Raw genomic sequence first — 12,277 nt, 5'->3', positions numbered from 1 at the left:
CTCCTGGCGGGAACGGGCAACGCCCTCGCGGAACCAGCCCGCGAGGGCGCCGTCACTCAGAACTGGTACTTGGCGCTGACCACCACGCTGCGCGGGTCGCCGTAGTAGCAGTAGTAGCTGTCGCAGGTCGAGAGGTAGCGCTTGTCCAGCAGGTTGGTGGCGTTGACCGCCACCGAGGCGCCTTCCAGGCTGCGGTCCAGGCGCCCGAGGTCGTAATGCACGGCGGCATCGAACACGGTGTAGGCCTTGGCCTTGCCCAGGTAGGTGTTGGCCTGGTCGCCGTAGGTGTTGCCGGTGTAGCGCGCACCGCCGCCGATGCCCGCGCCATCGAGCAGGCCCTCGTGCCAGGTGTAGTCGGCCCACAGGGAGGCTTGCTGGTTGGGCATCAGTTGCAGGCGATTGCCTTTGAACTCGCCATCCTGCACTTCGGACTTGGCCAGGGTATAGGCCGCGATCACCTTGAGGTTCTTGGTGACTTCCGAGGTGGCTTCGAGCTCCAGGCCGCGCACTTTCACTTCGCCGGTCTGGCTGGTGACGGTGATGCCGCCAATGTTGTTGGTGACCGAGACATTCTTCTGCGTCAGGTCATACACGGCTGCGGTCAGCAAGGTGTTCGAACCGGGCGGCTGGTATTTGACACCCAGCTCCCACTGCTGGCCTTCGGTCGGTTTGAAGGACTGAGTGGCCGACACGTTGGCATTGATCGCCGGCTGGAACGACTCGGCATAGGACAGGTACGGCACCCAGCCCGAATCGAACACATAGCTGAGCGCCGCATTGCCGCTGAACTGCTTGTCGCGTCGGGTGCTGGTGGCATCGCCCTGGTTGTGGAACTTGGTGCCAGTATGCACCCAGTCCTCACGGCCGCCGAGGGTCAGGCGCCAGTTGCCGAGGGCCATCTGGTCCTGGAGGTAGGCGCCGGTCTGGCGGGATTTCTGGTCATAGTCGTAGAAGGCCGTGGAGCGGTCCGGACGGGTGATCGGCAACCCGTAGACAGGATTCAGGACATTGCTGTCCGGCACGTTGAAACCGAAGATCGACAGGTAGTTGGTGTTGACGCGCTGGTGGTCCAGACCGATCAGCAGGGTGTGGCTGACGTCACCGGTGGCGAAGTCGGCCTGGAGGTTGTTGTCCACGGCGAACTGGCTGATGTCTTCGTCGGTATTGGTGGACAGGCGGCTGACCGTGCCGTCATCGCGCACCGGCCCGCCTGGCGAGTAGTAGCTGCCGGGCGTGATGGTCTGGAAGGCCAGGTCCGATTTGGTGTAGCGCAGGTTCTGGCGGAACTGCCAGACATCGTTGATGCGATGCTCGAAGGCGTAGCCCAGGGCATAGTAGGTCCGGTCGTAATACTCGTAGTCCGGGTCGCCCAGGTTCTTGTGGCGCGAGATCTTGCCGAACGGCATGTCGATCTTGGTGCCTTGGATCGGCCGGAATTGGCTGGTTGCGCCCGTATCGTCCCGCGTGAACTGGCTGAGCAAGGTCAGCGAAGTATCCTCGTCGATGTTCCAGGTCAGGCTCGGGGCGATGTTGTAGCGCTTGTCATCGATATGATCGATCGGCGTGCCGCCATCGCGTACCACGCCACTGACCCCATACAGCAGGCGGCCGTCGTCATCGATCTTGCCGGTGCTGGCGAAGTTGATCTGGCGGTGGTTGTCGCTGCCGTACTGCACTTCGATCTCGTGCAGCGACTCGGCTTGCGGGCGGCGGCTGACCATGTCCAGCAGGCCGCCCGGCGGGGTCTGCCCGTACACCGAGGAGGCTGGGCCGCGCAGCAGCGCCAGGCGGTCGAGGTTCCAGGTCTCGGGCTTGGGGTTGGCATAGACCCCGCGTGGCAACGGCAGACCGTCGAGGAACTGGGTCGGCTCGAAACCGCGCACGCGCATCCAGTCGTAGCGGGTGTCGCTGCCGAAACTGGAGGAAACGATGCCCGGCATGTATTTCACCGCGTCATCGAGGCTGTGCACACTGCGGTCGTTCAGCTGCTGGCGAGTGGCTACCGAGATCGAGCGCGGCGCCTCCACCAGCGCGGTATCGGTCTTGGTGCCGGCTGCGGTGCGCCGGGCCAGATAACCCTGAACCGGACCCCAGGCGCTTTCGCCTTCTGCGCTGGCCTGCACGCGGGTTTCCGGCAGCGCCAGGCTGCCGTCCGGCACGGCGATCAGGCTGTAGCTGCCGGCGCTGCCTTGTTGCAATTGCAGACCTGTGCCGAGCAACGCCGCCTGCAGGGCGCCGACGCCGTCGAACTGCCCCTTGACCGGCGCCGAGCGGCGCCCGTTGGCCAGGGCCGGATCCAGCGCCAGGGCGATACCGGCATCGCTGGCGATACGGTTGAGGGTGCCGGCCAGCGGTCCGCTCGGCACGTCGTAGGTATGCACGCTGGACTGTTCGGCGGCGAACGCCAGGGGGGTGAGCAGCGGGGTGGCGAGGCCGATGGCCAGGGCCATCAGGCTGGGACGCAGGTAGGACTCGACAGCGCGGGACATGCAGGGCTCCTCGACAGGATAAGGACTGATTGCTTCCTTGCCGAGCGAGAATGGAAAAGTGACAGGGCAGGCAGCGAAAAAAATCCGGCGCCTGTCGGGGATCGAGGTTCAGCTGTGGGTCAGCGTGGCTCCACGCTGACCCACCACGCGGTGCGCCGCTCGACCTTCACCGGCAGCGCCGGGACCAGCGAGGCCAGGGCGAGATCGGTGTCGGTCAGCGGGAAGCTGCCGCTGACGCGCAGGTCGGCCACCTCGCGGGCGATGCCCAGGTAGCCGCTGCGATAGCGCGCCAGTTCCGCCACCAGATCGCCCAGGCGCACGTCGTCCACCACCAGCATGCCGCGGGTCCAGGCATCGGCACCGGCCTTGACCGGTCCGATCAGCCCCAGGCCCTGCGCATTCATCAGCACCTGCTGGCCTTCGTGCAGGACCTGCTCGTCGCTGCGTCCGCGCGGTTGCGCCGCCACCTGTGCCTGCAGCACTTCCAGCCGCGTGCCGGCGCTTTCGCGCTTGACCAGGAAACGCGTGCCGAGCGGACGCAGACGGCCGTCGTCGGTGCGCACCCACAGCGGGCGCGGGTCGTGGTGGCCGGTTTCGACCGAGATCTCGCCCTGGTGCAGCACGATCACGCGGTGCTCGCCGGTGTAGTCGATGTCCACCGCCGTGTGGGTGTCCAGGCTGAGCAGCGTGCCATCTTCCAGGCGCAGGGTGCGCAGTTCCCCGGTGCCGGTGCGTTGATCGGCCAGCCAGTAGCTGGGGGCCAGCGACGGTGCGCCGGTCCAGGCCAGCAGCCCGCCGAGCAGCAGCATGCCGAGCAGGCCGCCGCCCAGCTTGCCGACCCGCTGTCGCAGGCCGGCGCGCGATTGCAGCAGTGCATGGCGTGCCGGGCCGGCGCCGGTGGCCACACGTTGGTCGAGCATGCCGAGCTGGAACCAGGCGCGGGCATGTTCATCGCTGGCGGCATGCCAGCGCTCGAAGGCGTCGCGCTCGTGCGCAGTACCATCGCCGCCTTCCAGGCACAGTTTCCAGGCGATCGCCGCCTCCAGCACCTTGGACGAGACCGGCAGGCTGGTCACGTCGGCTCGCCGTACAGCGCCACATAGCACTGGCGCAGACCCTGGGCGATGTACTGGCGCACACGGGACACCGAGACGCCCAGGCGCTCGGCGATTTCGGCATGGCCCAGGCCATCGAGGCGATTGTACAGGAAGGCTGCACGGGCCTTGCTCGACAGTCTGGCGAGCCTGTGATCGATGGCCTTGAGGTCTTCGAGGATCAGGTGCTGGGCTTCCGGGGACGGCTGCTCGGCCTCGGGCAGGCGCGCCAGCTCGGCCAGGTAGGCCTGTTCCAGGGCCGCACGCCGATAGTGGTCGAACAGCAGACCCTTGGCGATGGCGACGAGAAAGGCGCGCGGTTCCCGGGGCGCGTTCAGCTCGTCACGGCCCAGCAGGCGTACGAAGGTGTCCTGGCTCAGGTCCTCGGCGCGCTGACGGCAGGCGGTGCTGTGCTGCAACCAGGCCATCAGCCAGCCGCGATGGTCGCGGTACAGGCTGCCGACCAGCTCGGCGTGTGGACTGTGCGCAGGCGACAAAGGCGATCCCCGGAAAGAATGCGTGGAATAACGATAATGATTCGCGATTGTGGCAGAGGGACAGCAGGGGACGCAATTGACGCTTGTCAGAATGATCGCGCTTTGGCGGACGCCTTTACAGACCGTGCGGCTGCAATGCTCGACGGCGCCATTGGCGCAGGCGCTGTTCGAGCTGAAGCGGGCTGTCCAACTGCTGGCGACGGGCCTGGCTGAACAGGATCAGCGCCAGCTCGGCGGTCACCTGGGCGTCGGCGCTGGCGTGATGACGTGCCTGCACGTGCAGGCCGAAGCGGGCCACCCAGTCGTCGAGCCCGGCCTCGCGCAGCACCGTGTGCGGGTTGAGCATGGGCGCCAGCTCGGCCACGTCGATGAAGCTGTGCGCCAGGCGGTAGTCCAGGGTGTGCTTGAGCGCACGGCTCAACATGGCCTGGTCGAACGGGGCGTGGAAAGCCAGCACCGGGCTGTCGCCGATGAACTCCAGCAACTCGATCAACGCCTCGGCGGGATCCGCGCCGGCCGCCAGCGCGCTGGGACCCAGGCCATGGATCAGCACGCTGGCGGTGGTCTTCTGTTCGGGACGCCGCAGTGTGCGCTCGAACTGGTTGCCCAGGGCGATGCCGCCGTCCTCGATGGCCACCGCACCGATCGACAGCACCTGGTCGCGTTGCAGGTTCAGGCCGCTGGTCTCCAGGTCCAGCACCACCCAGCGCTGCTCGCGCAGCGACTGCACGCCGAGCGCGACCGGGCGGGGTAGCTGCGCCAGCCGCTGCTGCAAGTGCCCATCGAGCGTCGGCACGCCGCGCCGCCAGCGGGCGAACAGCTTCACAGTTGATACCGCAGGGCCAGGCTGCTCTGCAGGCGCTGGGCCTGGCGCAGCGACTCGCGCAGGATCCGCCGGTCCAGGTGGTTGAGGCTGTCCGGATCGAGGCGGTTGGAGTAGGGCTGGTTGTCGCGGCTCTGGCGCTGGTGCTGCTGCATGCGGGTCTGCTGGATGAAGTGGTAGGCCTCCTCGAAGGCGGCGCCGTCCAGGGCGTCGATGACACCCCTGGCCACCAGCTGGCGCAGGCGCTCGAAGGTGTTGTTGGCTGCGATGCCATGGGCCAGGGCCAGCAACCGCGCGCCATCGACGAAGGGCGTGAGGCCCTGGACCTTGAGGTCGAGGGTGGCGGTGCTGTCGCTGCCTTGGCGGGTCAGCACGAAGTCGCGCAAACGCCCGACCGGTGGGCGCTGGCGCAGCGCGTTGTCGGCCATCATGCGCTGGAACAGCCGGTTGTCCGCCACCTGCGCGAGGATGCCCTGGCGCAGTTGCTCGCAGCCCTGTTCGTCACCCCAGACCACCCGCATGTCGAAGTAGATGTTCGAGCCCAGCAGGTTTTCCGGGCTGGCTTCGCGGATGAAACCGGCGAAGCGGCGCGCCCATTCGCTGCGCGACAGGCACAGTTCGGGGTTGCCGGCCATAACGTTGCCCTTGCACAGGCTGAATCCGCACTGGGCCAGGTTCTGGTTGATCAGCTGCGCCAAGGGCAGCAGGCGTGCGCGGATCGCGGCAGCCTCGGCGGCGTCGGCCGCGTCGAACAGGATGCCGTTGTCCTGGTCGGTGTGCAGGGTCTGCTCGCGACGGCCCTCGCTGCCGAAGCACAGCCAGCTGAACGCCACGCCCGGGTCACCTTGCTCGGCCATGGCCAGTTCGATCACCCGGCACACCGTATGGTCGTTGAGCAGGGTGATCAGCTGGGTGATCTGGGTGGAGGATGCGCCGTGGGCCAGCATGCGTTCGACCAGTTGGCCGATCTCACCGCGCAGGGCCACCAGCGCTTCGAGTCGGGGAGCATGGCGAATGGTCCGCGCCAGGTGCACCAGGTCGACCCGCTGCAGCGAGAACAGGTCGCGCTCGGACACCACGCCACAGAGTCGGCCCTGGTCGACCAGGCACACATGGGCGATATGCCGCTCGGTCATGGCCAGCGCGCCGTCGAAGGCGCTCGCCTGGGGCGGCAGTGAAAACGGCGCGGCGGTCATGTAGCGCGCGACCGGGGCGTCCAGGGCCGCGCTGGCATCGGCGACCACCTGGCGCAGGTCACGCAGGGTGAAGATGCCGATGGGAAAGCGCCGTTCGTCGATGATCACGATGCTGCCGACCTGTTGCCCGTGCATCAGGCGTACGGCCTCGCGCAGCGGCAGGTCAGGCGCGCACACCACCGGATGACGCATCGCCAGCTCGCCCAGTGGCGTATCGAGCGAATACTGGCTGCCGAGGGTCTGCGCGGCACGCTGGCGCACCTGCTGGTTGACCTGGTCGAGCAGGCTGCTCACCCCCCGCAAGGCGAAATCGCGCAACACCTCCGACAGGGAGAACACGCGGATGAACGCGGCCTTGTTCAGTTGCAGGCAGAAGGTGTCTTCGGCGGCCAGGTGCTCGGTGCGCGTGGCCCTTTCGCCGAGCAGTGCGGCCAGCGGAAAGCATTCGCCGCTGGTGATCTCGAAGGTGGTGTCCACGCCTGGCCCGGTGACGTGCTGACGCTCGCCTTTCACACGGCCCTGCTTGACGATGTAGAAATGCTCGACCGGCCCGTCGGCAGGCTTGATGATGCTCTCACCCTCGGCATAGAAGCGCAGCTGGCACTGCTCGACCAGAAACGACAGATGCCCCTGCTCCATCTGGTTGAATGGCGGAAAGCGCTGCAGGAACTGCAGGGTACCCTGAACGTTCTGCAGCACGGCGGTGCGGCCTGCCTGGGTGTAGGCGTCCTTCTTGCTCATGGGCTGACCATCTGTCATACGCCCATCTATATATATAGTCTGTATAGGGGCGGTTTTGTTGTTGTCCAGCCCCATGTTCGACCGCTCGGCATGGCGTGCCCATTGGACGTAAGTCTAGGCCGTGTGGGCCACGTCAAGAATCCGACGAAAGGCCCGGCAGCTAGGACGGTTTTGCCGGTCTGATGTTTAAGACGAACATTTTTTGACGAGAAGGCCATGGCTGAGCATGACGACATACTGAGTGACGCCGAGCGCGAGGCCCTGGCCGGAACCAGTGCGCCTGCCGCAGCTCGGCCAGTGGTGCTGGTGGTGGACGACAACCCGGTGAACAGCGAGGCCTTGAGCCTGTATCTGAAGAGCCGGGGCATCGATTGCATGACCGCCGACGGCGCCGAGGAGGCGTTGTTCAAGCTGCACTACGAGCCGCGCATCGCACTGATGATCACCGACCTGCGCATGCTCCCGGTGGACGGGCTGGAGCTGATCCACAAGGTGCGCGAAACGGAGCGGGCGGAGATTCCGATCATCGTGGTATCGGGCGATACCGATGTGAAGGAGGCGGTGGATGCGATGCACCTGGGCGTGCTGGACTTCCTGCTCAAGCCGGTGGACCTGGGCAAGCTGCTGGAATTGGTGAAGCGCGAATTGCGGATCGACTGATGCGCCCGCAGCAAGCCCCTGGGGACACGGCGTGGGCCGGGTCCCCAGGGGCTTTGCTCGTTACAGCCCGTTACGCGCCTTGAACTCGCGACGGCGGCGGTGCAGCACCGGCTCGGTGTAGCCGTTGGGTTGCCTGGCGCCTTCGATCACCAGCTCGACCGCCGCCTGGAAGGCGATGTTGTCATCGAAGTTCGCGGCCATCGGTCGGTACTGGGCATCGCTGGCATTCTGCCGGTCAACCACGGCCGCCATGCGCTTGAGGCTCTCCAGCACCTGCTCCTGGGTCACCACGCCATGGCGCAGCCAGTTGGCCAGCAGCTGGGCGGAGATGCGCAGGGTGGCACGGTCTTCCATCAGGCCGACGTTGTTGATGTCCGGCACTTTGGAGCAGCCCACGCCGTGGTCGATCCAGCGCACCACATAGCCGAGGATGCCCTGGGCATTGTTGTCCAGCTCGTTGCGGATCTCGTCGGCCGACCAGTTCGGATCGCTGGCCAGCGGGATGGCGAGGATGTCGTCGACCGATGCAGGCGTGCGGCTGGCCAGTTCACGCTGGCGCGCCTGCACATCCACCTTGTGATAGTGCAAAGCGTGCAAGGTGGCGGCCGTGGGCGAAGGCACCCAGGCGGTGTTGGCGCCGGACATCGGATGGGCGATCTTCTGTTCGAGCATCGCGGCCATCAGGTCCGGCATGGCCCACATGCCCTTGCCGATCTGTGCGCGGCCTTGCAGGCCGGCAGCCAGGCCGACGTCGACGTTGTTGTTCTCGTAGGCGCCGATCCATTTCTCGCTCTTCATGGCGCCCTTGCGCACCATGGCACCGGCCTCCATGGAGGTGTGGATCTCGTCGCCGGTGCGGTCGAGGAAGCCGGTGTTGATGAACGCCACGCGCTCGGCGGCCGACTGGATACAGGCGGCGAGGTTGACCGTGGTGCGGCGCTCCTCGTCCATGATGCCGACCTTCACGGTATTGCGCGGCATGCCCAGCAGGTCTTCGACCCGGCTGAACAATTCGGCGGCGAAGGCCACCTCTTCAGGCCCGTGCATCTTCGGCTTGACGATGTACACACTGCCAGAGCGGGTGTTGCGCCGGCTCGTGTTGCCGTTGAGGTTGTGCAGGGCGATCAGGTTGGTGAACAGCGCATCCTGGATGCCTTCGGGCACTTCGTCACCCTGGGCGTCGAGGATCGCCGGGTTGGTCATCAGATGACCAACATTACGCACGAACAGCAGCGAACGACCATGCAAGGTGACGGTGCCCCCATTGGGTGCGCTGTATTCGCGATCCGGGTTCATGGTGCGGGTGAAGGTCTTGCCGCCCTTGGTCACGCTTTCGGCCAGATCGCCCTTCATCAGGCCCAGCCAGTTGCGATAGACCACGACCTTGTCGTCGGCGTCCACGGCCGCGACGGAGTCTTCGCAGTCCATGATGGTGGTCAGGGCCGACTCCATCAGGATGTCCTTGACCCCCGCCGCATCGGTGCTGCCCACCGGCGTGTCGGCATCGATCTGGATCTCGAAGTGCAGGCCGTTGTGCTTGAGCAGCACGGCGGTCGGCGCATTGGCCGGGCCCTGGAAGCCGATCAGCTGGTCGTCGTCGCGCAGGCCACTGTTGCTGCCGCCCTTGAGGGCGACGATCAGTTTGCCGCCGTCGATGCGGTAGGCGCTGGCGTCCACATGCGAGCCGGCCGCCAGGGGCGCGACCTCGTCGAGGAACGCGCGGCCGAAGGCGATCACCTTGTCGCCGCGTACCTTGTTGTAGCCCTGGCCCTTCTCGGCGCCGCCGTCCTCGCTGATGGCGTCGGTGCCATACAGTGCGTCGTACAGCGAACCCCAGCGGGCGTTGGCCGCATTCAGGGCGAAGCGCGCGTTCATCACCGGCACGACCAGCTGCGGGCCGGCCATGTGGGCGATCTCTTCATCGACGTTCTGGGTGGTCGCCTGGACGTTGGCCGGTTGCGGCAACAGGTAGCCGATGTCCTGCAGGAAGGCTTTGTAGGCAGAGGCGTCGTGGGCCTGGCCTGAGTGTGCCTGGTGCCAGGCATCGATCTTGGCTTGCAGCTCGTCGCGCTTGGCGAGCAGGGCTTTGTTCTTTGGAGCGAGGTCGTTGATGATCTTCTGTGCACCGCTCCAGAACTGCTCGGCGACGATGCCGGTTCCGGCCAGCACTTCGTCGTTGACGAAGTCATGCAGAACCTTGGCGACCTGAAGGCCACCGACTTGAACGTATCCAGTCATTGCTTGCCTCACTCTGCTCAGCTGTTTCGCTCTTCTGTAATAAGCCTGTAGCGCTTCCAGACACGTGCTGCCATGTCGCTGTCCGTCACGCTGGCGGACGAGCCACATGGCGTCACAGGCACCTCGGCAGACATCCGCATGACGTTTTGTAGTCTGCGCCGACGCATACTACATGAAGCGTCGGCCGGATGAATATCGGACCACTGGCGTCTTTGTGCGACCTTCTGGTCACCTGGAGTCACGTCAGGAAAATCCATGTTCGCAAGAAATGGCAGGATTGTTCCAGATAAATCTCCAAAACGTACACGATTCGCTGATCAGCCAACCTGGTGGCTGGTTGTCACAAGGCGTTGAGCTGGACGTGATCGAGGTACAGGGAGTTATCCCATTTCTACGGGGACGCCTCTGTGGGTAACCTGAGGGAATCATGGCGTAGCCCAATCAGGGCGAGGCTTGCAGACAATTGTGCAATAAACGTACACAGGCTGGCCGCTTGTGCACAAAAGACGGGGGCGAGGGTGTGGATAACCTCTGGAGACTTGGCTGTAGGCCAGGCGCCACAACGGCTCCAGAGGTTCGTATGTTTTTTGATCAGGTGCGCCTACGCAGGCTCAGCCATGCATCGACACTGTAGATCGCCAGGCCGGCCCAGATGAACATGAAGGCCACCAGCGTGTTGGACGACAGGTGCTCGTCGAACAGCAACACGGCCTGCAACAGCACCAGCGTGGGCGCCAGGTACTGGAGAAAGCCCAAGGTGGTGTAGGGCAGGTGACGAGCCGCGGCATTGAAGCACACCAGCGGAATCAGCGTGACCGGGCCGGCCGCGGCCAACCACAGCGCCTCTTGCGTGGTGAAGAAGGCCAGGTGGGCGCTGTGGGCGCCCGGATGCAGCAGCAGCCAGCCCAGGGCCAATGGCACCAGCATCCAGGTCTCCACCACCAGCCCCGGCAGCGCCGCCACGGGTGCCTGCTTGCGAATCAGGCCGTAGAAGCCGAACGACAACGCCAGCCCCAGCGATACCCATGGCACGCCGCCGACCTGCCATACCTGCTGCGCCACGCCCGCCGCCGCCAGCATCACGGCCAGCCATTGCAGACGGCGCAGGCGTTCACCGAGCAGCAGCATGCCCAGCAGCACGTTGACCAGCGGGTTGATGTAGTAGCCCAGGCTCGCTTCGAGCATGCGCCCATTGTTCACCGCCCACACGTAGGTCAGCCAGTTGCCCGCGATCAGGGTGCCACTCAGCGCGAGGATGCCCAGCCGACGCGGGTTGTCGCGCAGCTCCCGCCACCAGCCTGGATGTTTCCATACCAGCAGCAACAGGGCGCCGAACAGAGCCGACCACAGCACCCGGTGGACGATGATTTCCACCGCCGGAACGCTCTGGATGGCTTTGAAATAGAGGGGGAACAGGCCCCAGATGATGTAGGCGCTCAGGCCCAGGATGTACCCGCGTTGCGGGTTGGCAGCTTGCATGGGGATTCCTTTCGGACGGCAGGTTGATGCAGCGGCTCGTGTGGCCGGGCGCTCAGGTCGGTTCAGAACAGTTTCAGCGGCGGCTCGTCCAGTGCAGCGATCTGCTCACGCAATGCGAGGATCTGGTCGCCCCAGTAGCGCGGCTGACCGAACCAGGGGAAGCTGCGCGGGAATGCCGGATCGTCCCAGCGCCGCGCCAGCCAGGCGCTGTGATGCAACTGGCGCAAGGCTCGCAGCGGCTCGATCAACGCCAGCTGGCGCGGATCGAAATCGTGGAACTCATTGTAGCCATCGATCAGTTCGGCCAGTTGCACCAGGCGCTCCTCACGGCTGCCGGCCAGCATCATCCACAGGTCTTGTACGGCAGGCCCCATGCGGCAGTCGTCCAGGTCGACCACGTGGTAGAGGTCATCGCGGTGCATCAGGTTGCCCGCGTGGCAGTCGCCGTGCAGGCGGATGGCCTGGCAGGGCGTGCGCGTGTAGAGCGCCTCGACGCGCGTGAGCAGGTCCCGCGCGACCGACTCGAAAGCCGGCAGCAATTCGCGCGGGACGAAGTCGCCTTCCAGCAGCGTCTGGAGCGAGGCGTGACCAAAGTTCGCCACGCTCAGCGTTTCACGGTGCTCGAATGGGCGGGCGGCACCTACGCCATGCAGGCGCCCGAGCAATTGACCGAGGCGGTACAACTGATCGAGATTGCCGGGCTCGGGGGCATGGCCGCCCCGGCGCGGGAACAAGGCGAAACGAAAGCCCTGGTGCGCGAACAGGCTCGCGCCGTCCTGTTGCAATGGTGCGACCACCGGGACTTCGTGCTCCAGCAGTTCGAAACTGAAGGCATGCTCCTCGAGGATCGCCGCGTCGCTCCAGCGATCCGGGCGATAGAACTTGGCGATCAATGGCTGCTCGCCCTCGATGCCCACCTGATACACCCGGTTCTCGTAGCTGTTGAGCGCCAGGACCCGGGCATCGCTGAGAAAGCCCTGGCTTTCGACGGCATCCAGAACCAGGTCGGGCGTGAGGGTATCGAAGGGATGGGACATGACAACTCCGGCAGGGCAAGGCG

At 65.6% G+C, this 12,277-nt stretch carries 9 protein-coding genes; 1 reads left to right on the top strand and 8 read right to left on the bottom strand.

Annotated elements, in window-relative coordinates:
- Window positions 1-56: 56 nt before the first annotated feature.
- The 5 genes from IAE34_RS16360 to IAE34_RS16340 all read right to left on the bottom strand — a co-directional run bounded on the left by IAE34_RS16360 (window position 57) and on the right by IAE34_RS16340 (window position 6,840).
- Entirely contained in the window at window positions 57-2,489 is a 2,433-nt protein-coding gene (locus tag IAE34_RS16360; RefSeq protein ID WP_200140001.1) for a TonB-dependent siderophore receptor, read from the bottom strand.
- A 119-nt stretch (window positions 2,490-2,608) separates the two neighbouring features.
- Window positions 2,609-3,565: a FecR domain-containing protein gene (locus IAE34_RS16355; protein WP_200140000.1), complete on the bottom strand. Its 957-nt coding sequence runs from the start codon at window positions 3,563-3,565 to the stop codon at window positions 2,609-2,611.
- Complete coding sequence (locus IAE34_RS16350) at window positions 3,562-4,080, bottom strand: RNA polymerase sigma factor (RefSeq protein WP_200139999.1); 519 nt, start codon at window positions 4,078-4,080, stop codon at window positions 3,562-3,564. The genes IAE34_RS16355 and IAE34_RS16350 overlap by 4 nt, the downstream gene beginning before the upstream one ends.
- Window positions 4,081-4,195: 115 nt before the next feature.
- Window positions 4,196-4,906 carry a 3'-5' exonuclease gene (locus IAE34_RS16345; RefSeq protein ID WP_200139998.1) on the bottom strand — a complete coding sequence of 237 codons (711 nt, stop codon included), beginning with the start codon at window positions 4,904-4,906 and terminating at the stop codon, window positions 4,196-4,198.
- Window positions 4,903-6,840: a putative nucleotidyltransferase substrate binding domain-containing protein gene (locus IAE34_RS16340; protein WP_200139997.1), complete on the bottom strand. Its 1,938-nt coding sequence runs from the start codon at window positions 6,838-6,840 to the stop codon at window positions 4,903-4,905. Before IAE34_RS16340 ends, IAE34_RS16345 begins: the two co-directional genes overlap by 4 nt.
- A 216-nt stretch (window positions 6,841-7,056) precedes the next feature.
- Between IAE34_RS16340 and IAE34_RS16335 the strand changes: the two genes are divergently transcribed.
- Window positions 7,057-7,500: a response regulator gene (locus IAE34_RS16335; RefSeq protein ID WP_200139996.1), complete on the top strand. Its 444-nt coding sequence runs from the start codon at window positions 7,057-7,059 to the stop codon at window positions 7,498-7,500.
- Between the two features lie 60 nt (window positions 7,501-7,560).
- Here IAE34_RS16335 and IAE34_RS16330 read toward each other — a convergent pair whose 3' ends face one another.
- The 3 genes from IAE34_RS16330 to IAE34_RS16320 all read right to left on the bottom strand — a co-directional run bounded on the left by IAE34_RS16330 (window position 7,561) and on the right by IAE34_RS16320 (window position 12,254).
- A complete protein-coding gene (locus tag IAE34_RS16330; RefSeq protein WP_200139995.1) occupies window positions 7,561-9,738 on the bottom strand; it encodes a malate synthase G in 2,178 nt (725 codons plus the stop codon).
- 591 nt (window positions 9,739-10,329) lie between these two features.
- On the bottom strand, window positions 10,330-11,217 hold the full coding sequence (gene rarD, locus IAE34_RS16325; RefSeq protein ID WP_200139994.1) for an EamA family transporter RarD: 888 nt from the start codon (window positions 11,215-11,217) through the stop codon (window positions 10,330-10,332).
- 62 nt (window positions 11,218-11,279) lie between these two features.
- Window positions 11,280-12,254 carry a serine/threonine protein kinase gene (locus tag IAE34_RS16320; protein WP_200139993.1) on the bottom strand — a complete coding sequence of 325 codons (975 nt, stop codon included), beginning with the start codon at window positions 12,252-12,254 and terminating at the stop codon, window positions 11,280-11,282.
- Window positions 12,255-12,277 lie beyond the last annotated feature (23 nt).

The sequence above is a fragment of the Pseudomonas sp. S30 genome (assembly GCF_016518545.1).
In the GTDB taxonomy this organism is placed as follows: domain Bacteria; phylum Pseudomonadota; class Gammaproteobacteria; order Pseudomonadales; family Pseudomonadaceae; genus Aquipseudomonas.
The sequence above is the reverse complement of the archived record's forward strand: the minus strand, read 5'-3'. Positions and strand labels throughout refer to the sequence as shown.